The sequence below is a fragment of the Niveibacterium sp. genome (genome assembly GCF_041909475.1).
In the GTDB taxonomy this organism is placed as follows: Bacteria; Pseudomonadota; Gammaproteobacteria; order Burkholderiales; family Rhodocyclaceae; genus Niveibacterium.
This window is the reverse complement of sequence record NZ_JAYRDJ010000006.1, coordinates 42,088-62,093: the sequence shown is the minus strand read 5'-3', so window position 1 is coordinate 62,093 and position 20,006 is coordinate 42,088. Positions and strand designations below refer to the sequence as shown.

21 protein-coding genes and 1 tRNA gene are annotated in these 20,006 nt (G+C 64.3%); 15 read left to right on the top strand and 7 right to left on the bottom strand.

Annotated features, from left to right (window positions below; all coding sequences use genetic code 11):
• The first annotated feature begins 48 nt into the window (after positions 1 to 48).
• The 5 genes from ylqF to ACE3P0_RS06555 all read left to right on the top strand — a co-directional run bounded on the left by ylqF (position 49) and on the right by ACE3P0_RS06555 (position 4,237).
• On the top strand, positions 49 to 966 hold the full coding sequence (gene ylqF / locus ACE3P0_RS06575; protein WP_374401088.1) for a ribosome biogenesis GTPase YlqF: 918 nt from the start codon (positions 49 to 51) through the stop codon (positions 964 to 966).
• Positions 967 to 1,021: 55 nt separating this feature from the next.
• A complete protein-coding gene (locus tag ACE3P0_RS06570) occupies positions 1,022 to 1,285 on the top strand; it encodes a hypothetical protein (RefSeq protein ID WP_374401086.1) in 264 nt (87 codons plus the stop codon).
• A gap of 140 nt (positions 1,286 to 1,425) precedes the next feature.
• The gene (locus tag ACE3P0_RS06565; RefSeq protein ID WP_374401084.1) at positions 1,426 to 2,541 is read left to right on the top strand and encodes a hypothetical protein; all 1,116 of its coding nucleotides are present in this window, start codon (positions 1,426 to 1,428) and stop codon (positions 2,539 to 2,541) included.
• Between the two features lie 147 nt (positions 2,542 to 2,688).
• Positions 2,689 to 2,904, top strand: a complete 216-nt coding sequence (locus tag ACE3P0_RS06560; RefSeq protein ID WP_172201908.1) for a SlyX family protein — start codon at positions 2,689 to 2,691, stop codon at positions 2,902 to 2,904.
• Positions 2,905 to 3,079: 175 nt separating this feature from the next.
• Positions 3,080 to 4,237 (top strand): hypothetical protein, encoded by a 1,158-nt coding sequence (locus ACE3P0_RS06555; protein WP_374401082.1) that lies wholly within the window; start codon positions 3,080 to 3,082, stop codon positions 4,235 to 4,237.
• Positions 4,238 to 4,256: 19 nt separating this feature from the next.
• On the opposite strand, the gene ACE3P0_RS06550 is transcribed toward ACE3P0_RS06555, so the two are convergent.
• Positions 4,257 to 4,667: a PilZ domain-containing protein gene (locus ACE3P0_RS06550; RefSeq protein ID WP_374401080.1), complete on the bottom strand. Its 411-nt coding sequence runs from the start codon at positions 4,665 to 4,667 to the stop codon at positions 4,257 to 4,259.
• A 162-nt stretch (positions 4,668 to 4,829) separates the two neighbouring features.
• On the opposite strand from ACE3P0_RS06550, the gene ACE3P0_RS06545 reads away from it, so the two are divergent.
• On the top strand, positions 4,830 to 5,111 hold the full coding sequence (locus ACE3P0_RS06545) for a hypothetical protein (RefSeq protein ID WP_374401078.1): 282 nt from the start codon (positions 4,830 to 4,832) through the stop codon (positions 5,109 to 5,111).
• 76 nt (positions 5,112 to 5,187) lie between these two features.
• On the opposite strand, the gene ACE3P0_RS06540 is transcribed toward ACE3P0_RS06545, so the two are convergent.
• Complete coding sequence (locus tag ACE3P0_RS06540) at positions 5,188 to 5,916, bottom strand: NYN domain-containing protein (protein ID WP_374401076.1); 729 nt, start codon at positions 5,914 to 5,916, stop codon at positions 5,188 to 5,190.
• Between the two features lie 116 nt (positions 5,917 to 6,032).
• On the opposite strand from ACE3P0_RS06540, the gene ACE3P0_RS06535 reads away from it, so the two are divergent.
• Both ACE3P0_RS06535 and ACE3P0_RS06530 read left to right on the top strand, forming a co-directional pair.
• Positions 6,033 to 7,697 carry a hypothetical protein gene (locus tag ACE3P0_RS06535; RefSeq protein ID WP_374401074.1) on the top strand — a complete coding sequence of 555 codons (1,665 nt, stop codon included), beginning with the start codon at positions 6,033 to 6,035 and terminating at the stop codon, positions 7,695 to 7,697.
• Between the two features lie 93 nt (positions 7,698 to 7,790).
• The gene (locus ACE3P0_RS06530) at positions 7,791 to 8,969 is read left to right on the top strand and encodes an HD-GYP domain-containing protein (protein ID WP_374401072.1); all 1,179 of its coding nucleotides are present in this window, start codon (positions 7,791 to 7,793) and stop codon (positions 8,967 to 8,969) included.
• 9 nt (positions 8,970 to 8,978) lie between these two features.
• Here the strand turns inward: ACE3P0_RS06530 and ACE3P0_RS06525 are convergent, their stop codons facing one another.
• Complete coding sequence (locus ACE3P0_RS06525) at positions 8,979 to 9,623, bottom strand: hemolysin III family protein (protein ID WP_374401070.1); 645 nt, start codon at positions 9,621 to 9,623, stop codon at positions 8,979 to 8,981.
• 360 nt (positions 9,624 to 9,983) lie between these two features.
• Here ACE3P0_RS06525 and ACE3P0_RS06520 point away from each other — a divergent pair, with 360 nt between their 5' ends.
• Positions 9,984 to 10,439, top strand: a complete 456-nt coding sequence (locus ACE3P0_RS06520) for a PEP-CTERM sorting domain-containing protein (protein WP_374401068.1) — start codon at positions 9,984 to 9,986, stop codon at positions 10,437 to 10,439.
• Between the two features lie 262 nt (positions 10,440 to 10,701).
• Here ACE3P0_RS06520 and ltrA read toward each other — a convergent pair whose 3' ends face one another.
• From ltrA to ACE3P0_RS06505, 3 genes are all read right to left on the bottom strand, one after another.
• Positions 10,702 to 12,417, bottom strand: a complete 1,716-nt coding sequence (ltrA, locus tag ACE3P0_RS06515; RefSeq protein WP_374401066.1) for a group II intron reverse transcriptase/maturase — start codon at positions 12,415 to 12,417, stop codon at positions 10,702 to 10,704.
• A tRNA-Gly gene (locus tag ACE3P0_RS06510) sits at positions 12,390 to 12,463 on the bottom strand. The genes ltrA and ACE3P0_RS06510 overlap by 28 nt, the downstream gene beginning before the upstream one ends.
• Positions 12,464 to 13,394: 931 nt before the next feature.
• Positions 13,395 to 15,221 (bottom strand): autotransporter domain-containing protein, encoded by a 1,827-nt coding sequence (locus ACE3P0_RS06505; RefSeq protein WP_374401064.1) that lies wholly within the window; start codon positions 15,219 to 15,221, stop codon positions 13,395 to 13,397.
• A gap of 152 nt (positions 15,222 to 15,373) precedes the next feature.
• Here ACE3P0_RS06505 and thiS point away from each other — a divergent pair, with 152 nt between their 5' ends.
• From thiS to ACE3P0_RS06480, 5 genes are all read left to right on the top strand, one after another.
• Positions 15,374 to 15,577 (top strand): sulfur carrier protein ThiS, encoded by a 204-nt coding sequence (gene thiS / locus ACE3P0_RS06500; protein WP_374401062.1) that lies wholly within the window; start codon positions 15,374 to 15,376, stop codon positions 15,575 to 15,577.
• Positions 15,578 to 15,594: 17 nt separating this feature from the next.
• Positions 15,595 to 16,380, top strand: a complete 786-nt coding sequence (locus ACE3P0_RS06495; protein WP_374401060.1) for a thiazole synthase — start codon at positions 15,595 to 15,597, stop codon at positions 16,378 to 16,380.
• Positions 16,381 to 16,477: 97 nt separating this feature from the next.
• Entirely contained in the window at positions 16,478 to 17,194 is a 717-nt protein-coding gene (trmB, locus tag ACE3P0_RS06490) for a tRNA (guanosine(46)-N7)-methyltransferase TrmB (protein ID WP_374401058.1), read from the top strand.
• 3 nt (positions 17,195 to 17,197) lie between these two features.
• Complete coding sequence (locus tag ACE3P0_RS06485) at positions 17,198 to 17,707, top strand: GNAT family N-acetyltransferase (RefSeq protein WP_374401056.1); 510 nt, start codon at positions 17,198 to 17,200, stop codon at positions 17,705 to 17,707.
• Positions 17,708 to 17,718: 11 nt separating this feature from the next.
• A complete protein-coding gene (locus ACE3P0_RS06480; RefSeq protein ID WP_374401054.1) occupies positions 17,719 to 18,597 on the top strand; it encodes an aldo/keto reductase in 879 nt (292 codons plus the stop codon).
• A 10-nt stretch (positions 18,598 to 18,607) separates the two neighbouring features.
• On the opposite strand, the gene ACE3P0_RS06475 is transcribed toward ACE3P0_RS06480, so the two are convergent.
• Positions 18,608 to 19,264 carry an MOSC domain-containing protein gene (locus tag ACE3P0_RS06475; protein ID WP_374401052.1) on the bottom strand — a complete coding sequence of 219 codons (657 nt, stop codon included), beginning with the start codon at positions 19,262 to 19,264 and terminating at the stop codon, positions 18,608 to 18,610.
• 143 nt (positions 19,265 to 19,407) lie between these two features.
• Between ACE3P0_RS06475 and ACE3P0_RS06470 the strand changes: the two genes are divergently transcribed.
• The gene (locus ACE3P0_RS06470; protein WP_374401050.1) at positions 19,408 to 19,950 is read left to right on the top strand and encodes a Spy/CpxP family protein refolding chaperone; all 543 of its coding nucleotides are present in this window, start codon (positions 19,408 to 19,410) and stop codon (positions 19,948 to 19,950) included.
• Positions 19,951 to 20,006 lie beyond the last annotated feature (56 nt).

Sequence of the window (20,006 nt, the reverse complement as noted above, 5' to 3'; positions counted from 1 at the left end):
GGACAATAGCGCCCCCTTAGCAACGCTTTCCGAACGGACACGACCCCGATGGCGATCCAGTGGTTTCCCGGACACATGGCCTCGGCGCGCAAGAAAGCCGCCGAAAGCCTGAAGATTGTCGACATCGTGATCGAGGTGCTGGATGCCCGCATCCCCGAGGCTAGCCGCAACCCGATGATCGAGGAACTGCGCCTGTTCCGGCAGCGCCCCTGTCTCAAGCTGCTCAACAAGGCCGACCTTGCGGACCCCGAAGCCACGCGCGAGTGGCTCGACTACTACAACGCGCAGCCCGGCGTGCGCGCGCTCGCGCTGTCGTTCAAGAAGCCGGCCGACGTCGCGCGCATCGTGCCCGCCTGCCGCCAGCTCGCACCGCATCGCGACGACAACACCAAGCCGCTGCGCATGATGATCATGGGCATCCCGAACGTCGGCAAATCCACGCTGATGAACGCACTGCTCAAGCGCAAGGTGGCGGCGGTCGGTGACGAACCCGCGGTGACCAAGGGCCAGCAGACGCTGGATCTGGGCCCCGGCATGACGCTGACCGATACCCCGGGCCTGCTGTGGCCGAAGATCGAACACGACAGCGACGGCTACATGCTGGCCGCCAGCCATGCGGTAGGTACCAATGCGGTGATCGAGGAAGCGGTGGCTGCCTTCCTTGCCGAATGCCTGCTCGCGCGCTACCCGACCCAGCTTGGCGCACGCTACAAGTTCAACCCGGCCGGTTTCGACGGCCCCGGCGTGGTGGAAGAAGTTGCGAAGCGCCGCGGCTGTCGCATGAAGGGCGGCGACCTCGATCTGGAGAAAGCCGCGCTGATCCTGCTGACCGACTACCGCAGCGGCACGCTGGGCCGCGTCAGCCTTGAAACCCCGGCTACCCGCGCGGCGATGCTGGCGGCTGCCAAGCCGCGCGAAGTCGTACCCGAGGCGGCGGATGCCGACGACGATGCCGGGCCGGCCTGAAATCGGCGCGCGGATCGGTTAGGCTGCCCGATTGCATTTGCACCACGCTCGAACCATGCACCCGATCCCCAGCAACGAAACCCTGCCGCGTCGTCCCGGCGCCGAGCTCACCTATCGCCTCGTGGCGTGGAGCGTGGCAACGCCGCTGGCACTGGGCCGGCGCGCGATGCGCGGCCCGCGCGTGCCGGATCTCGCCCCGCTCGCCAGCGGCGCCGTGCGGCTCAGCCTTGCGCCTTTGTGCTTTGCCGCGGTGCTTGGCTGGCGCCTGCAATCGGCCTGCCTGCGCGGCGTGTTGCGCGCGTTGCCACGCCGCCGCTGAAAACCGCCTGGCGCCATGGCTGCGGCGACACAGTGCAGCCTGCTGGCTTAGCGCGCCGGACCTTAGGTCGCCACCTAATCCGACATTGCAGCTTCACGCGGGGGGGCTAGTCTGAAAGACCACCTCGCAGGAGCTGCACCATGCCCGCCTTCTTCAGTGCCCCGTCCGGGCCGACACGTGCCGGCCTGATCCGCATCGACCCGATGAGCGTGAGCGATCGCGCCCTGGTCGAAGACCCCAAGATCTGGACACCGCGCGCCTTCGGCCGCGACGCAAACGGCCACCATGCGCTGCACGGGGTCGAGTTCCGCATGCGCGAGGGGCGCATGCAGCTGACCGATACGAGCCAGGGGGAAACCAGCTTCTTCGTGCTGCCCTTCATCAGCGAGGGCAACACCGATCGCGTTGCCGGCCCGGAAGAGGCAGACCCCGCGCTGGACGGCAACGACGACAATCCGGACGCGCTGTTCGGCATCTCGGTGGTCGGCTTCCACTTCGCGCGTGACGACAAGCGCTTTGGCCCGAAGGACAGGCTGACCTTCCAGTTCTCGATCGCGCAGGATCGCGGCGAGAACAACCCCGGCCTGGAAAACCTCAACTGGGTGCTCAACGCCGGGCTCAAGCTCTACAAGCAAGCCAGCGGCAAGGAGCCGGTCGCGGCCGAGCCGACCGAGCTGGGCCTGTCGTTCCGCCGCGCGTTCCAGAACCGCGTGATGGAAGTGCCGGGCGGCGCGCTCAAGCTGCAGTTCAAGGTGCTGCGGCACGAAGAACCGCCGCTGTGGCGCGAGGCGCTGAACTTCATCACCGGCGATACCGGCAAGGAGCTGATCGGCCTGCTCGGCTTGCCGGCGCTGACCACGCCCTGCCTGAACTTCCTCAACCAGAGTCTCGACCGCCTGCTCGGCGACCAAACCAGCGAAGCAGTGTTCGCCGGTGATCCGATCAGCTATGTGCTGACGAAGCGCGCGCGTGAGGAAGTGAGCGGCGGGCTCTCCAGCGCCAAGGTGCTGTCGCTGCGCCCGGGCTTCAGCCTGCTCGTGCGTGGCGCCGATTACGAACGGGTGTTGAAGGCGGAACCGACGGTGGATACCGGCCGCGGGCGCCTGATTCCGAAGGGTGTTTCGGTGCTGGAAGCGAGCCGGCCGGACTACGAGGATCCATTCGCCAGCGTCACCTACGCGCTGCTGCGCATTGGCGTGGCCCAGACCAATCTGCAGAGCGATCTCGCCTACACCACCAAGGTCAAGGCGGGCTGAACCAGCATTGCCTGAGTGCAGCGGCGTGCCGGCTCGCTCGGCACGCCGGCAGTGCGGATCGCGACATCCGGGTTCCGGTGCCGGCGCGCTGCCATAACGACTTCTCCGGTCCTGCCCTAGAATGGCGCCGCCACTCAAGGATTGCCCATGGAAGAGCGCATCACCCGCCTCGAAGTCAAACTCAGCTTCGCCGAAGACCTGCTCGACGAGCTCAATCACACCGTCTATCGCCAGCAGCAGCAGATCGAGGCCTTGCAGAAGCACGTCCGCGCGCTGACCGAGCAGGTGCGTGCTGGCGCTGGCGGGGGTGGCGGAAGTGGCGAGCCGCGCGATCTGCGCGAAGAGATTCCACCGCACTACTGAGCGCTCGCCGCACTACGTAGGCCACGCTCCGACACCCGCGCAAGGTGTCATCCGCCGCGCGCCGAAGGCCGGTCGGAAGGGCCGGACGAACGGCGTCGAAAATGCCAAAGGCGTATGCCAGCATCGTGATTCGCGAGGCCTCGGCAGGTGTGGCCCCGCAGGCAGGGGGCTCACGATGGCACGCATTTTCTTCAGTGCCCATGATCCGGCGGGGCACACCGTGATGGATTCGGTCGACGCCGGCAACGCAGAGCAGGCGATTGCCTCGTTGGCGGCGCGCGGGCTGGCCAACATTCGCCTGCGCGACGTGGCGGAGCTCATCGCGCCGCGTGACGAACGCGGTGGCTACCCGCCGGCGGCGCCCCAGGCGCTGTTGCCGCTACGTCAGCAGCCAGAGCCCAGCCTTCGCACTTTCTGTGCCGAACTTCTGCGCCGTCAGCGCTACTGGGTCGCGCTGGTCGCGTTCCTGCTCGCGTCCGGTCTCGTTCTGGCGCAAGCAATCGTCGTGTTGCTGGCACTGGGTGTGCTGGCTTTCGCCCTGCTGCCGGCGCTGTTGCAGTATCGCTACGCGATTTGCCACGACCGCCTGCTTCGGGCGATGGCATTCGGCCGCTGGACTGATGCCGCCGCCCTCGCCGGCCAACTGGCCAGCCAGGTGCGCAAGCCGATGTCGGCCTTTGACCTTGCCGCCCGTGCGGCGTGCATTTGCGCGGCGCAGGATGAACTCGAAAAGGCGCGCACGGCGCTCGAACCTTGGCGCGAGCGTCTGCATGCGAAGTCGCCAACGCTGGTCGATCAACGCCTTGCGATGGTGAACTACGCGGCCGGTGACTACGCCGGCTTCGTCGCCGCAAGCCGCGCGGCGCACCTGGCGGCGCCGGCGGATCTGGCGCTCCGTGTTGATCTGGCGCTGGCCGAAGCGCGGGTCGGTGATGTGCTGGCAGCGCTGGAGCTGCTTGCAGGCGTCGATCCGCGCAAGCTTCCGGCGTCGCGCCGCCCCTTCCACGATTGGGCGCGCGGCATGATCGCGCTACGCCATGGCCGCAGCGAGGCCGTCACCGCCCTGGCCGGCGCCACACGCAGCCTGCAGGCCCATGCGGCCAACCCCGCGACGTGGCTATCGCTTGCGCAATGCAGCGGCGCCTATGCGCTGGCCCTGGCGCAACAAGGGCGCCGCGACGAGGCTGAGGCGGTTCTGCGACCCGTGTGGCCGGTGTTGCGGGTGCACGGCGACCGTTTGCTGCTGACCTTGCTCAGACGTGAGCTGCCGGCATTTGCGCCGCAAGCCGACAAAGTAAGGCGCGACGATCGCGTCGCCCGTCGCGGCGGCTGACCTTCTGAGCGGGCGGGCGTCAGATCAGCGAGGGCCCTGCCACGATCGCCTTGGCTTCCTGCTCCGAGATGCGCACCGATGCACTGGTGATCACATGCACCGTCAGCCAGTCGTGCAGATCGAAGGCGCCATCGCCATCGAAGTTCAGGAAACGGCAGCCCACCTGTCCGCCCGCAGCGCCATTGACGTAATTGACGATGCGCGCGCGGCCGCGGACGCGGTCCGGAATGCCTTCGAGCCGCAGTGCGAACGGAAATTCAAGCCCAAGCTCGGGCGAAATCTCCGAGGCGTAGCTGAAGCCCTCAAGCGATAGGTCGTTGAGCGGCAGCCGGTGGCCATCGAGTTCAACCCAGAAGATCGTCTTGCCGTCGCGCTGGGCGGCAAAGCGTTGGCGCGTGCGGCGTTCGTTGCTGGCAGTGGTGTCGCTCATGGGCGTCAGTTTTGCATCAGGATGCCGAAGTCTCTGTTGCCTGGCGGGTTTCGCGCAAGTGCTCGCGCTCAATCGGCGCGAAAAGCGCTGTCAACCTTTCCGTAACCCGCCCCGTTAGAGGCGTCATGGTGGACGACCACCGCAGAATAACGGAGCAGAAATATGGGAAGGCTTTGCGAAGAGTCCTACGCTGAATTCCTCGACTCGCTGAAGGCGGCGGGTGTGGAAATCGCCAATGAGTGCGAACTGCGTGAGCGTTTGGCGGAAACCGCCCGCTGGCGGTTTGCGTTCATGACGATGGCGCAGAACGGCAAGGCAATCGGTATCCGCTTCATCGACCACGGCGCGCGTCACAACAAGGCCCGCATCCGCCGTGCGTTCGCCCGCTACGCGTTCCCGGACAACGCCGACAGCGTGTTCGCCGCGAATCTGGCAGCGGACTGATAGCGACACTGCGAATCAGCCTCGTATCAAACAAAACGCCCCGCTCTGCGGGGCGTTTTGTTTTGGCGGCAGCAGTTCAGCCGGCCTTGCGCTTCTTGTCGCGCACGAAGGGGTGGCCGTCGCGGCGCGTGACTTCGAACAGGTCGATCGCGTCGAACAGATCAACCAGTTTCTTGAAACCGTAGTTACGCGAGTCGAACGAGGCCTGATTGCCGATCAGCGCGCCGGCCTTGGCGAGCGGCGCCCAGCCCTGGTCGTCCTCGGCGGCATGTACGGCGTTGCGCAGCAGGTTCATCAAGCGTGCATCGCCCTTCAGCGCCTTCGCGTCGCGCGGCGCCACCGAGGCGAGTTCTTCTGCGGTGTCACCCGCAGTTTCCTGCTCGAGGTACAGGAACGTGGAGCAGGCATTCACCAACGCGACTGGCGTCTTGCGTTCGCCGAAACCGATCACCCGCTTGCCTGCGGCCTGCAGGCGGGTCGCCAGCGGGGTGAAATCGCAGTCCGACGAGGCGATCGCGAAGACGTCGATCTCGCGCGAATACAGCGTGTCCATCACGTCGATCGCGAGCGCGAGGTCGGTCGCGTTCTTGCCCTTAGTGTAGTCGATCTGGTGCATTGGCTGGATCGCATGCAGGTTCAGCACCGCTTCCCAGCTGTTGAGGCGATCGCTCTTCCAGTTGCCGTAGGCGCGGCGGATGCAGACCGTGCCGTGGCGCGCCAGCTCGGCGAGAATCACGTCGATATACAGCGCGGGGGCATTGTCGGCGTCGATGAACAGGGCGACGCGGCGTTCGTCCAGCGGCATGGTGGGCCTCTTGCGGTAGGGCGAGGGCAGACAGTCTCGCACGGCTGACCTATCCTTGTGTTCTCGCGTCATGGGGGCGGGTGCTCCGCCGCCGACGCCGCATGCCGGAGGTGCCGATGTCGTCGAGCGAACCGGAATCCGCCGCGGACCAGATCGTCCGCCATTTCCGCCATGTGCTGCTGTGGCCGTTGCAACTGGAAGGCGCGCACGGCGAAGAAGTGCGCCGCAAGCCCTGGCGGACGCTGGACGACCCGCGTTGGCAACATGTCTGGCGCCGCGTCGCCGACGAATTCACCGAAGACCCGCAGCATTTCCACGAACGGCACTACAAGGAGTTCGTCTCCTTCCTGCCCTATGTGCAGCGCTTTTTGTACGGCGACCCGCGCTGTGCCGACGATCTGCCGGATGGCCCGCTGCCAGCCGGGCCGATGCGGGTGTTCCGGCGCGACGATGTTCAGGCCTTGCGGATCACGGTTGCACCGGGCGACGCGCCGGTGCGGCTGGCCGTGGCGCATGTCGACCTCTACTTCTTCTTCGAGCTGGACCTGATCCTGCTGAACGTGGAGCTCTGCGCCGATTCGCTGCCCTTGAGCACAGCGCAGGAACTGCTGTACCGCTTTGGCCGTGCCTATCCATCGGGTTGGGACGACGCCGGGCAGGGCCTGCACAACGTGCATCGCGCCGAGTGGCTGGGTGCGGACGACGTGGTGCTGAGCAGTTCCGACAGCGATGCGCGTTCGCGCTACCTCGCCTTCGTGTGCCGCAATCGCGCGCCCTGCGTGGGCGTGCATTGGGCGTGGTTGCTGCAGCCGCTGGTGTCGGACCATGTGCGCGAGGAAGGCCCGCTGCGCTACCGCCAGATCGAATACCACCGCATGCCCTTCATGGCCTACCTCGCGCTGGAGAAGCCACGCGCCTTGTCGCGCGACGACTTCATCCGGCTCGGCCTGGTGGCCCATCTGCGCCCAGGCGACCCGTTGCCGCGGCACGATCCGGCGGTGCTGGAATTCGAACAGCGTTATTGCGATGACCGCTACTGGTCCAACAGCGCTGAGGGGCCGAACACCCGCTTCCTGTGTTCGAGCCAGTCGCTGATCGTGGTCGGCGAGGCGGACTGCGAGTTCTATCGCGACAGCGAGCGTGGCCTGCTGGCGCAATTCCGCCATCAATACTTCCTGCTGTTCCTGATCGCGCACTTCCACCGGGCGGCGCTGCTGGTGTTCTCTGACCGACTCGCCGCCGCGATGGGCGGGCTCGATATCCGCAGTGTCGAATCGGTGCGCCGGTTCAAGCGGCGGATCCGCGCGAACTACGCGCTGTTTCTCGGTTTCACACACCGCTACTGGTTCCCGGAGATCTCAGAGCGCGGCCAAGTGCAGTCGCTGTTCCGGCGCGCGTCGACACAGCTTGGCAACGACGAGCTGTTCAAACAGGTGAAGGAACAGGTAGCCGAGATGAACGACTATCTCGACAGCGACAGCGCGCGGCGCCAGTCGAACACCGTGGTGCGGCTCACCGTGGTGACGATCTTCGGGCTGATCGGCACGATCTCGACCGGCTTCCTCGGTATGAACCTGATCGCGGAAGCCGAAGCGCCGCTGATCGACCGCGTCAATGTGTTCTTCTTCGTGCTGGTGCTGTCGACCGTGCTGACGCTGATTGCGGTCGCCAAATCCAAGCGCCTGTCCGACTTCCTTGAAGAGCTGTCGGACGAAACGCTGAGCATGCGGCAGAAGGGGCGCGCCTTTCTGCGTGCAATGCGGCCCGGGCGCGGCGGCTGAAGTGCGTAGCTTGCGGAGCCGGCGCTCAAGCCCGGTGTCCATGGGGCCGATAAACCGGTGAGGCCTCTTGAACGGGGGCGGGGGAGTCCGTTGATGCGTTCGATTCGTCTGTCGCGCAGTTCGCTGCGCCTGAACGAGCCACTGCCGTGGGACGTGTTCGACGCCAGCGGCAAGCTGCTGCTGCGTCGCGGCTACCGCATCCTGATGCCGGATCAGCTCGATCAGCTGGTGGTGCGTGGTGCGTATGTCGCCGATGCAAGCCCGACTGCGACACCCGATCGCCCGCCGGTACGCTCCGAACCCGCCAAGCGCCCGCGTGTCAGCGACCCGGTCGGCACTTGGGCTCGCGCCGAAGGCCGCCTGGCAACGTTGCTGCATGCGTTCGAGCGCACGCCTGACTTTGCCGGCCGCTTGGGCGAGCTGGCGCCGCTGATCAGCGAGCTTTGCGAGCGTGATGCGGACCTTGCGCTGTTCCAGATGATGCGCTGGAGCGGCACCAACTACGCCGTGGCGCACGCGATTCACGCGGCCACGCTTTGCGAACTGGTGGCGCGTCGCCTTGGCTGGCCGCCGCACCAGCGCGAACAACTGCTGCGTGCGGCGCTGAGCATGAACATCGGCATGCGGCAGCTGCAGACCAGCCTCGTCACCCAGACTGCGCCACCGAGTGCGCCGCAGCGCGAGATCATCCACCAGCACCCGGTGCGCGGGCTGTACCTGCTTGAAACGGCGGGCGTGACCGATTCCGATTGGCTGCGAGCCGTGGCGCTGCATCACGAAGCGCCGGACGCCATGCCGGCAAGGGTGCGCCATGGATCCGCGGCGCAATTGGCCGAGGTGATCCGGCTTGCGGACATCTTCGGCGCCAAGGTCAGCCCGCGCGCGAGCCGGCCCGCGTTGTCCGCCGATCAGGCCTTGCGCGAGACCTTCATCAGCCACGGTGGCGCCGACAATCCGCTGGTCAACGCATTGGTGCGCGAACTGGGCATTTACCCACCGGGGTCGGGCGTGCGGCTAGCCAGTGGCGAACTGGGGTTGGTAATGCGCCGCGGTGCGCGCGCCGACCAGCCGCTGGTGTATGCGCTGATCAATCGCAAAGGCCAGTTCTACATGGAGCCGGTGATCCGCGACAGCGCACGCTCACAGTTTGCAGTCGTCGCAACCGTGCCGGTGGAGCGTTTCCGCCAGATCAACCTCAATCCGGCCCTGATCTTCGGCTATGAGTCGCGCAGCCGGACGCGCCCATTCGATACCTTGGAATTCGACTTCTGATCCCGTCGCTCAGTTGGCGTACCACAGCACCGCAAAGAAGTGGCAGGCCGAGCCGGCCAGCACAAACAGGTGCCACACGAAGTGGCCAAAGCGCAGGCGGGCATCCAGCGCATAGAACACCACGCCGCCGCTGTAGGCGAGCCCACCTGCAAGCAGCAACAGCAGCCCGGCCGGCGCCATGTGCGTGACCAGCGGCACCGTCGCCACCACGATCAACCAACCCATCGCAAGGTATAGCCCGTTCGACACCCACTGGTTCCCGAGCCGGTTGAATTGCATCAGCAGCAAGCCAAGGCCCGCGATGCCCCAGACCAGCCCGAACAGCGTCCAGCCCATTGCGCCGTTGAGTACGCCGAGCGTGAAGGGTGTGTAGGTGCCGGCAATCAGCAGGAAGATCGCCGCGTGGTCGAACTTGCGGAACAGCTGCTTCAGCTGCCCCTGCGGCATCCAGTGGTAGATCGATGAATTCAGGTAGGTCAGCACCATGCACAGCGCGAAGACCACCGCGCCAACGATGTTGGCCGTGCTGCCGCTGCGGGCGGTGACGACGATCAGGATCGGCGCCGCAATCAATGCGGCGAGCAGACCGATGCCGTGGCTGATGGAATTCGCGAGCTCTTCGGCGCGCGATTGAAGGCGCTTTTTGACTTTCATGATGGGCGTGTCCGTGTCCGTGTCCGTGTCCGTGTCCGTGCGCGGGCTTGGCGAAGGTGAACAGCATCATGCGCCATCGCCTGCCCAACCTTGAGCAGGATCAGCCGCGGCAAATGGTGCGCAAGCGGGATTAAGTTCTGCGGCAAAACGATGCACTGCAATTGGTGCGGCGCACCAATTGCGCCCCGTCGGCGCCGGTTCCGAACGTTTCCGGTGGCCGGCCACGCTGTGGTGAATCTGGCAATTTTTCAAACAAAATCAATGGTATGACGTGATCGTTCGGCAGTTTTCAATGGCGGCGGAGAGGTGGCACAGCTTATGCGTGGTGCCTATGGCCCCAACCTCAACAGGAGTATCGCGATGAAAACCATGCGAACTATCCTCGCCGCACTTGCGCTCATGGCCACCGCCCTGAGCGCCAACGCGGCGGACCTCGGTGTCCTCGATACGGAACTCAGTACTGCGGTCACTGAAACAAAAACCAAGAGCTTTGCCGAATTCGTGTCCTTCACGATCGAAAGCCCTTCAACGGTGTTCGCGCAGGTCAGCGGCGTCGGCGCCACCGGCTTCTGGGCACTGTTTGATACCGGCCTGAACAAGCTGTCCACCAGCTACGTGCTCGGCGTACACGACTTCTTCAACCTTGCCGCAGGTGACTACCTGCTTGGTGTTTCGGTCAAACCCCTGTTCGGCGCCGGTTACGCAATAGCGAGTGCGGGCGCGATTCCCGCCGTGCCTGAACCGGAGACCTACGCGCTGCTCCTGGGCGGCCTTGGCATGATCATCACGATCAGCAGTCGCCGCATGCGCCGCTGAAGCCTTCGCACCCTCGCCGCCAAACCGCCCGCAACGCCGGGCGGTTTGTTTTTCAGGCGTGCGGAAATACCACGAAGCGCTGCGCGGGTCGCGGCGAATGTAACGAAAGCATGGGAGGGTGCGGCAGGGGAAGTGGAGCGGGCGATGGGAATCGAACCCACGGCTCTAGGCGGGTAAGGAGGTGACCTCACGACCACCCCCTCCCCTAAGAACCGTACGTGCAAGTTTCCCTGCATACGGCTCAAGCAACCACAGAGCATCCTCACTTGAACATGCTGATGCCGGCAACAGGGCCGTCGTTCTCCGTGGCGTGGTACTGCATATGGCAATTCGGGTGTAGCAGCACAAGATTCGTGAGCTTGTCCGAGCCGCGCTGGGATCGTTTGATGATGTGGTGCAGATGCCAACCACTTTCTCGCGTGATCCTCTGCTGACAGGCGGGGCAGAGACCTTCCTGCATCCACCACAGCCAGCGCAACTTGCGACGACCCTCGAGCGTTCCGTCCATTTTGCGGGCGAGCCGCTTGGAGAAATACTCGTCGTACTCTGGATCGTATGGATTCGCCTCCGCCTTCACCTTCGTGTGTGGCCGTTTCCGGTACTCACTGAGTGTTGGCAGCAGCTTGTCCATGGTCGCAAATCGCCAGTCCCGACCTTTCAGGGACTTGAAGTAGCGCTTTTTGATCCACCTTGCACCCTTTTCAGGGTGTCGGCGGCACGCCCAGCGCCACAATGCTTTCCAGATTTGATGGTCGCACCTTGAAAAGCGCTGCGATGCCATCTGACTTCGGTGGTAGTTCGCCCAACCCCGGATGACCGGTGCGAGCTTATCTATCACGTCGGCCTGTGCGGCTGCCTTGTGGCTGCGCAGGTGGTCGCGGATCTTGTCTAGAAACGCTTTGACGTTCTTCTTCGAGGGCTGGGTGACCAGCATCCGATGGAAGCGCCTGACGTTCCAACCAAGAAAGTCGAATCCCTCGGTCACGTGAGTGATCTTGGTCTTCTTCTCCGACAGGGCAAGACCTCGTGCCGCCAGAAACTGCACGATCAGAGGCTTGACCCTTTCTTCCAGAAGCTCTTTCGAACTCCCGGTAATGATGAAGTCATCCGCATAGCGCACCAGATTGACCTTGGCCTCCCGCGCCTGCCTCACAGTGGAGAACAGGGTGGTCAGCTCATGTTGCAGTCCATCAAGCGCGATGTTCGCCAGCACAGGGGAAATGATGCCCCCTTGCGGCGTACCTGCTTGGCTAGGAAATAGCTTGCCGGTTTCGATGAACCCCGCCTTCAACCACTTCCGAAGGATGCCTTTGTCCATGCAGACATTGGCAGCCAGCCAGTCGTGACTGATGTTGTCGAAGCACCCTTTGATGTCTCCCTCCAGCACCCATTTTGGCGACGCGTCCCGACCAAGTACATTGCGCACTTGTTCGATGGCGTCGGCGGTCGAGCGCTCCCGGCGGAAGCCGTAGGAGTGAGGATCCCCGGTTGTCTCGGCGACAGGGTCAAGCGCCAGAAGATGCAGCGCTTGCATTGCCCGATCACGCATGGTGGGTATGCCCAGAGGGCGTTTGTCACCATTGGTTTTCGGTATGTAGATGCGACGCAGTGGCAGGGGCTTGTACTGCGTGCTGCCTAATGCAACGACAGCGTGCCACTTCGCGTCCGGCGTGTCCCAGAGTTGTCGATCCACCCCTGGAGTTCTAGCGCCTTGATTCTCCGTTACCCGCCTCACAGCCAGCGCTTTCGCACTGGTAGATTTGGTCAGGAGCTTCTGCAGGGTGCGAACCTTCCGCCATTCCCCTGCTTTTGTTGCCTTCGCAATTCTTGCCTGCAGCCTCGCGACCACACGGTGTGCATCGACCCACGGAACGTGGTGCCAAGTACTCCATGCAGCAGAGGCGACATCGCAATCTTGAAGACTTGCGTCCATATCAACCTCCGGTTGTATGGAGCGGGTGATGGGAATCGAACCCACGCTATCTGCTTGGGAAGCAGAAGTTCTACCATTGAACTACACCCGCTCGTCCCCGAGAGGAAGACGCAGCAATCCCGCTAGCGGCGGGATTGTACGTCATTCCCGCCCGGGATGCGATTGACAGACCTGTCTTGCGACGGGTCACCAGATGGAAGTCAGCACGCTTTCACGTCGAGGTATTTCGCCTCTATCCCCGCCATTACAGAGGGGCCTTCGCTTTTTCCATCCTCCTTTACCCCCTACAGCTTCGGATGACCTTGCGGTCACCTTTGTCTGCCGTGTGGGCCAGACGCTGCGTGGGGCTTACCGTGTTCCGTACCAGTAACAGGATTGGGAAGGTTCCGCTTTTTCGCCGGTGATACTAGTGTCAGCGTGTCCGCACCAAGCAGGCAGACAACCGATCACATGCCATTTTGGCTGAGCCCGATACTACAAGTTGCCTTTGGCTCATCAAGCTTGACGACGTTTAACAGCGGTTCACATTACGTTAACCATCCAGCCCAGCCTAGCGCCTCATCCGGGTGCAACTCCCGAAATCACGCCGACCCCTCACGGGGCTGACGTACCCCGTAAGGTGGCTGCATTGTCAGAGCGCTTAGGACCCCACTGTTACCAGTGACGCCCCGCTCCTTGGCTACCGGGGGCTGAACCCCGGGTTCTGTCACTCTCTTGCGAGAGGCAGAACAATTACTTGTACGGCTTACGCCGTTCTGCACCATGGCGGTACAGATTGGTACTGCTGCGTTTTGCACTGATCCACCGCAATGGTGGTGATCCCGCAATGGGATCTGCGTTGTGCAAGGTTACAGCTCACCTTCGACTCACGTCGCACGCTTGGGAAGCTAGGGTATTACCATTATACGACGCCCGCTCAGGCAGCTTTGAACGCCCCGGCTGCAATGCCAGAACGTGAAAACGGCCCGGATTGTACCGGGCCGTTGGTGTTTCAGGCAAACAACCGCGCTTCAGCGCCGATATCAGAACGCGTAGCGTACGCCGGCGCTCAGGCCGTAATCGTCCACATTCTTGCGGCCGAAGGTACCGTTGAACTCAACCCAGGTGCCCAGTTGCGGGCTGAGCAGGAAGCGACTGCCAAGCTGTACCGACGCAGCGTTCTGCTCAACCTCGCCGGCCGGCAACGCATAGCGCCCTACGTAGACAGACGGCGTACCGACCTTGATGTCGCGATCGCCGCTCTTGATGAAATCGTGTTCGATACCGACGCGGCCATACGGGATGAAGCCGTTTGCGTCATAGGCCATCTGGTAGCCCAGACGACCCAAGACGGAGCTGCGTACCTGTTCGCCGAAGGTCAATGCAGTGGATACGCCGGACGCGGTGTCTTCTGCAAAGCCCGCGACCTGCACGCGTTGCGCCGTGATGTCCAGAACCGGGCCGTGTGTGAGTCGACCGGATTGAAGCTGGTAATGCGCACGCATCGCAAACGACACGTTGCTGCCGTCGGTCTTGCCGTCGACGTCGCGTGTCGCGGCACCGAGCTTGACCGAACGCGTGGTGTCGTAGTCGAGGTAGCCCAGCGTGCCGGCAAACGCCAGCCCGAGTTGGCCGAACAGCATTGAACCGTAAAGGCTCACGCTGACTTCGCTCTGCGAGTAGTTGCCGGTGTTGCCACCAAAGTCCGGTGCGTAGCGGTTGACGTTGAAGGCGACACCGATGCCGCCTAGGCTGTTGCGCGCATCGAAGCCGGCCGACACCCCGAACGGCAGCCCGTCTGCACTGCTGGCGTCGGCGTCTTCACCGTAGGACAATTTGCCACCGTTGGCGGTTGCCCAAACGCGGTTGGGTCGTGTAGGGGACTCGATCGCTTGGTCAAGCAGCGTGGTCGCGAACGCGCTGCGCGTTCGCACGGCCGTTTCGGCAAGCATTCCGATCTGCTGCGGCGCGATCAACATCGAGTAAGCATAGTCGGCCAGCAGTGCGTGGGCGGCCGTGGTCGGATGGACGTCATCGGCAAAGACGTAGCTCTGGTCGGCGCCCGACGCCACGTATTCGCTTGGGGTACACATCAGCGAGCGGGTTGCGCCGCAGGCACGGTCCGTCGTGTTGCTGAAGCCGTAGCGAGCGGGATCGGCCTGCACTTCGCGCAACAGATGGAAGGCGTCGAGTGGAATGATGTTGAGTTTTTCGCCTGCCAGTTTCCCGAACAACGCGGAGTTGTAGTTGGACGCCAGTGTGGTCAGGCCTGCGGCACCTGCTGCACCGGCGGAGATGCCCAGCGGGGTTGCGCCAATATCGGGCAGATTGGGCACCATTACGTACTTCGCGCCCGCGTTGAACAGTGTTTTTACGGCGTTGACCTGATCTGTCGTCGTTGCGAGCACGTAGTTGGTAATCGCCCCGGTGTCGCTGCCGAAAGTACCGACCGCGTAAAAGATGTCGTTCGCTCCGCCCCACAGCGTGTAGAGCGTCCGGCTGTCGGCAACGCCGCCGTTGGAAGCGAGGTGGCGGTTGATCTGTGCCGTGATTGTCTCAGCGCCCCACGCGTCCGGGACGCCGATCGCCGGGCTGCCGGATATGCGTGCACCACCTTGTGCATAGTCGGTGCCGCTGGTGCCGGGCAGGGCAGGCGTCGCCGATGTGCCGAGCTTGGCTGCCAGGTTCTCCGCCCACACCTTTCCCGGATTGGTCGTGAACTTGCCTCCCGTGACACCGGCTTGCCCGGCGTAGTAGCCCGAATCAGTGAGGCTGTCGCCGAAGAACACGGTGGCGTTGAAATCGTTAGCTGCGGCCGGGATCGCAAACAGCGCCGCGATAGCGGCACCAAGCGGGTGGCGAATGAACATCAATGTCTCCTCAGGTGCAGGACTTGTTATGGGCCGCCGGATGAATACGCGGCCGTATGGGTGCGGCGACTTTGCATCAATCATGCGGGGTCGGCAAGCCAAATGCTGTAACACGCGCGTGCTAGAATCCGCGCCTCTGTCGCGGAAATGCCATGATCGAGATCGTCCTCAACGGCGCCCCGCAATCCCTGCCCGCCAATACCACCATTGCCCAACTGCTCGAGCGCCTCGGCTATGCCGGGAAGCGGCTCGCGGTGGAACGCAACGGCGAGATCGTTCCCAAAGGTCGCCACGTCGAGTTTGTGCTCGCTGCGGGCGACCGCCTTGAAATCGTCGTCGCCGTTGGCGGCGGCTGAATCCCGAGCCCAAGCACATGACTGACCCGCTGATCATTGCCGGTACCGAGTACCGTTCACGCTTGCTGGTTGGCACCGGCAAGTATCGCGACTTTGCGCAGACCCGCGAGGCCATCGTCGCCTCCGGCGCCCAGATCGTCACGGTGGCGATCCGCCGCACCAACATTGGCCAGGATCCGAACGCGCCGAGCCTGCTCGATGCGCTGCCGCCTAGTGAATTCACCTACTTGCCCAACACCGCCGGCTGCTACAGCGCGGACGATGCGGTGCGCACGCTGCGGCTCGCGCGCGAGCTGCTCGATGGACACGACCTCGTGAAGCTCGAAGTGCTGGGCGATCCGCATACGCTGTTCCCGAACATGCCCGAGACTTTGAAGGCCGCCGAAACGCTTGTGAAGGATGGCTTCAAGGTGATGGTCTACTGCTCGGACGATCCGATCCAGGCGCGCATGCTGGAAGAGATCGGCTGCGTCGCGGTGATGCCGCTGGCCTCGCTGATCGGCTCCGGCATGGGCATCCTGAATCCGTGGAACCTGAAGTTGATCATCGAGCAATCGAAAGTGCCGGTGCTGGTGGATGCCGGCGTCGGCACCGCTTCGGATGCTGCGATCGCGATGGAGCTGGGCTGCGATGGCGTGCTGATGAATACCGCGATCGCACTGGCGCAGGACCCGGTGCTGATGGCCGGTGCGATGAAGAAGGCGGTTGAGGCGGGGCGCGAGGCCTTCCGCGCCGGCCGCATGCCGAAGAAATTCTACGCCGCGAGCCCGAGTTCGCCGACGACCGGCCTGATCGGCAGCTGAAACTGCGACCTACGCCGCGGACATTGCGGATCGACACGGCCCGACATGACCGTGTGCATCCCGTTCTCCGCGGCGTCGTTTTTTCCGGAACCTCCGCATGAGTGACACATCCGAACCGCGCAAGCACCTCTCGGTCGACGATCCGAAGACGCGCCCGATCCGTAGCTATGTCGTGCGCCAGGGGCGCATGTCGCCGGCGCAGGAGCGTTTCATTGCCGAAGGCATGCCGCGCTGGGGCATCGAATATCGCCCGGCATTGCTGGACTACACGGCAGCCTTTGGCCGCACGGCGCCGACCATTCTCGAAATCGGCTTCGGCATGGGTGACACCACGGCCGCGATCGCGCAGACACGGCCGGGCGACAACTTTCTTGGCATCGAAGTGCATGGCCCCGGCGTCGGGAACCTGTGCAAGCTGATCGACGAACGCGGCATCGGCAACATCCGCGTGATGCAGCACGACGCCTTCGAGGTGGTGCGCGACATGCTCGGCGAGGCTTCACTGGCCGGCGTACACGTGTACTTCCCCGATCCGTGGCACAAGGCGCGCCACAACAAACGGCGATTGATTCAGGGCCCGTTCGTACACGAGCTGGCCAAGCGCCTCGTGCCCGGCGGCTACATCCATTGCGCCACTGACTGGGAAGACTACGCGGTGCAGATGCTCGAGGTGCTGTCGGCAGAACCGCTGCTGGAAAACACCGCCGCGGGCTATGCGCCGAAACCTGACTACCGTCCGCTAACGAAGTTCGAGAACCGCGGCCTCAAACTTGGCCACGGGGTGTGGGATCTGGTGTTCCGGCGTCGCGGGTAAAGCATGGCAAGCGCCGCGGGCGGGCCGCACACCGATGATCCGCTGATCGACGAGCTGCTCGCGCTGGATCTGCTGACGCAGCATGCGGACACCGGAGCGACCGGCGACGGGCCGGGCCCGGTTGCGCTTCGCGCCCGCCTTGCCGAGGCGCTGCCGCAGTCCCGCCTGTGCGTGGTGCGCCGCGACGCGCGTGTGGTGGCCTACGGCATGATCACCACGCTGTCGCCGACCAAATGGCAGGTGAGCGCCTTTACGGTCCATCCGCGTTTCCGCTTGCCGCGCGTCATGCGCGAACTGCTCGCCGGCATGGCAGAGCTGATCGACGCCTTGCAGCTCGACGAGCTCTGCTGTCATGTCCATAAAACGAACCGGGCTTCGGTGCGCTTTCACCGCGCGTTGGGTTTCGCGGTTCGCGAAGAGAGCGACAAGGCCTACGAATTCGTAGCTCCGACTGCTTACCTGCTGCACTCACCGCGTGCGCAACGCCTGCTTGGCGGCGCCGCGCCACACTGAAAGCGCCCACCATGCTTGCTCAACGCCCCTACGGTAACAGCGGTATCCTGGTCTCGGCGCTTGGTTTGGGTGCCGGCCAGATCGGCGACGCGCGACTTGACGAGGCCGCCGTCGGCAGCCTGCTCAACGCCGCGGTCGACGCCGGCATCACACTGATCGACACCGCGCGTGGCTATGGTCTGTCGGAAGAACGCATCGGCCGCCACCTCGCTGCGCGGCGCAACGAGATCGTGCTGTCGACCAAGCTCGGCTACGGCATCGACGGTTTCTCGGACTGGACCGGCCCCTGCATCACGGCCGGCGTCGAGGCGGCGCTGCAACGCTTGCGGACGGATCGGATCGACATCGTGCACCTGCATTCCTGCCCGGCCGAAACGCTGGCGCGCGGTGAAGTCATCGACGCGCTGGACGCCGCAAAACGCGCTGGTAACCTGCGCGCGATCGCCTATTCCGGCGAGAACGCCGACCTCGACTACGCGGTGGATTGCGGCCGCTTCGACGGCTTCATGGCGTCGCTGAACCTGTGTGACCAACGCGTCATCGAGCAGGTGCTGCCGCGCATTGCCGGCAAGGGCTTCATCGCCAAGCGGCCATCGGCCAACCACCCCTGGCGCTTTGCCGAAAGGCCGCTGGGCGACTACTGCGAGGAATACTGGCTGCGCTGGCGCGCAATGGACGCCTCGAACTTCGGCCACCCGTGGGGCGAGATCGCGCTCCGCTTTGCAGCGTCGGTGCCCGGTGTGTCGAGCGCAATCGTCGGCACCGCCAACCCGGCCAACCTTGCGCAGAACCTAGACTGGTTCGGCCTTGGCCCGTTGCCGGCCTATCAGCTCGGCAATCTTCGAGCGGCCTTCCTGCAGCACGATCGCGGCTGGTTCGGCCAGCTCTGAGCAAACGGCGCTAGCGAAACAGCGGCGGGTTTCTCTCCAGCCATTCTGCGCGTTGCGCGAACTTGGCACGCCACGCCCGCCCCAGTGCCGGATGGCTTGCGAGCCAGCTGATCACGGCCGGATCGGCCGCGGGGTCGAGACGTAGCCGCCACAGCGTCGCGATCGACGGCGCGCTCGGGTCACTGTCGATGCGCGTGAGCGGGGTGTCGAGCTCAACCATGCCGCCCTCGATGACGCGGAAGTACCAGCCGAGCCGCACGGTGTCGGCGACGAAGGCCGGCGCATCCGGTTCGTCCAGGCGCTTGGCGATCTTGTGGCAGGGCACGCGCGCCTGGGTTACCGCGATGCGGCAATCGCCCAACGCAAAGACATCGCCGAGGCGAACCTCATCCTCCAGCCATCCGGTGTCGGAAATGTTCTCGCCCAGATCGCCGGGGCCGAAGCGTCGCAGGGCCGGGAAGCGTGCCGCCAGCGCTTGGTAGTGCTCCGCCGGGAAGTAATGCACGGCCTGATCCGGCCCGCCGTGAAAGCGGCGATCGGTCTGCTCGTCGCCCGCAAAGCCGAGCGGTCCCAGCATCAGCGGCGTGGTCGCAGCCCGTTTTGCGATGGCAGACGGCGTGCCATCGGCAAGCTGGCCGGTGCGGCCGATGAAGTAGCGCGTGCTCATGCGAAGGCCCCGACGATTCCCCTGGTAACAACCGGAAACATGCCCGCCTGTGGGGGGAACACCTTGGCGCGCTTACGGTGCTTCAATGCAAGTGCGGGGTCAGACACAGGGTGTCGGCCCATCACTGAATAGCGGAGGATCACATGAACAAGACGAAACGACATATCGCGTTGCTGCTGGCGGCCGGCGCCGCTACGCTGACCACCGCGGCGGTACTCGCCGCGCCCGGCCCGGGTGACTGCCCGATGGCGGATGGCATGCCACCGATGCATGGCCAGCGGCGCCCGATCGATCCGGCCCGCATGCAGCAGATGGCCACCAAACGCTTTGACGCGCTGCACGATACGCTGAAGCTCAGCGCAGCGCAGGAGCCGGCATGGAAGGCCTATCGTGAAGGCATCCTCGCCGACATGGAGGCGATGGCCAAGAGCCGACCGGACTTTGACGCCTTGCGCGACAAGCCGGCACCGGATCGCATGGCGGCGATGCTGGAACATTCAAAGCTGCGTCAGGCGCAGATGGAGAAGCACCTTGCCGAGACGCGCAAGTTCTACGATCAGCTGACGCCGGAGCAGAAGAAGGCTTTTGACGCACATAGCATGATGGGCCCGCACGGTGGGCGCGGTGGTATGCGTGGGCCGCGCGGTGCGGCACCCGCACCGGCGCCGAAAGACGTACAGCCGTAAGTGCAGAGAATGCGGGCTTGCGTGAGGGCAGACCGCTGACCGGCCGGGGCGACCCG

What these genes read in the sequence shown, in the direction of transcription:
- ylqF (WP_374401088.1), top strand. Translation starts at nt 49, where the DNA reads ATGGCGATCCAGTGGTTTCCCGGACACATGGCCTCGGCGCGCAAGAAA.
- ACE3P0_RS06570 (WP_374401086.1), top strand. Translation starts at nt 1,022, where the DNA reads ATGCACCCGATCCCCAGCAACGAAACCCTGCCGCGTCGTCCCGGCGCC.
- ACE3P0_RS06565 (WP_374401084.1), top strand. Translation starts at nt 1,426, where the DNA reads ATGCCCGCCTTCTTCAGTGCCCCGTCCGGGCCGACACGTGCCGGCCTG.
- ACE3P0_RS06560 (WP_172201908.1), top strand. Translation starts at nt 2,689, where the DNA reads ATGGAAGAGCGCATCACCCGCCTCGAAGTCAAACTCAGCTTCGCCGAA.
- ACE3P0_RS06555 (WP_374401082.1), top strand. Translation starts at nt 3,080, where the DNA reads ATGGCACGCATTTTCTTCAGTGCCCATGATCCGGCGGGGCACACCGTG.
- ACE3P0_RS06550 (WP_374401080.1), bottom strand. Translation starts at nt 4,667, where the DNA reads ATGAGCGACACCACTGCCAGCAACGAACGCCGCACGCGCCAACGCTTT.
- ACE3P0_RS06545 (WP_374401078.1), top strand. Translation starts at nt 4,830, where the DNA reads ATGGGAAGGCTTTGCGAAGAGTCCTACGCTGAATTCCTCGACTCGCTG.
- ACE3P0_RS06540 (WP_374401076.1), bottom strand. Translation starts at nt 5,916, where the DNA reads ATGCCGCTGGACGAACGCCGCGTCGCCCTGTTCATCGACGCCGACAAT.
- ACE3P0_RS06535 (WP_374401074.1), top strand. Translation starts at nt 6,033, where the DNA reads ATGTCGTCGAGCGAACCGGAATCCGCCGCGGACCAGATCGTCCGCCAT.
- ACE3P0_RS06530 (WP_374401072.1), top strand. Translation starts at nt 7,791, where the DNA reads ATGCGTTCGATTCGTCTGTCGCGCAGTTCGCTGCGCCTGAACGAGCCA.
- ACE3P0_RS06525 (WP_374401070.1), bottom strand. Translation starts at nt 9,623, where the DNA reads ATGAAAGTCAAAAAGCGCCTTCAATCGCGCGCCGAAGAGCTCGCGAAT.
- ACE3P0_RS06520 (WP_374401068.1), top strand. Translation starts at nt 9,984, where the DNA reads ATGAAAACCATGCGAACTATCCTCGCCGCACTTGCGCTCATGGCCACC.
- ACE3P0_RS06505 (WP_374401064.1), bottom strand. Translation starts at nt 15,221, where the DNA reads ATGTTCATTCGCCACCCGCTTGGTGCCGCTATCGCGGCGCTGTTTGCG.
- thiS (WP_374401062.1), top strand. Translation starts at nt 15,374, where the DNA reads ATGATCGAGATCGTCCTCAACGGCGCCCCGCAATCCCTGCCCGCCAAT.
- ACE3P0_RS06495 (WP_374401060.1), top strand. Translation starts at nt 15,595, where the DNA reads ATGACTGACCCGCTGATCATTGCCGGTACCGAGTACCGTTCACGCTTG.
- trmB (WP_374401058.1), top strand. Translation starts at nt 16,478, where the DNA reads ATGAGTGACACATCCGAACCGCGCAAGCACCTCTCGGTCGACGATCCG.
- ACE3P0_RS06485 (WP_374401056.1), top strand. Translation starts at nt 17,198, where the DNA reads ATGGCAAGCGCCGCGGGCGGGCCGCACACCGATGATCCGCTGATCGAC.
- ACE3P0_RS06480 (WP_374401054.1), top strand. Translation starts at nt 17,719, where the DNA reads ATGCTTGCTCAACGCCCCTACGGTAACAGCGGTATCCTGGTCTCGGCG.
- ACE3P0_RS06475 (WP_374401052.1), bottom strand. Translation starts at nt 19,264, where the DNA reads ATGAGCACGCGCTACTTCATCGGCCGCACCGGCCAGCTTGCCGATGGC.
- ACE3P0_RS06470 (WP_374401050.1), top strand. Translation starts at nt 19,408, where the DNA reads ATGAACAAGACGAAACGACATATCGCGTTGCTGCTGGCGGCCGGCGCC.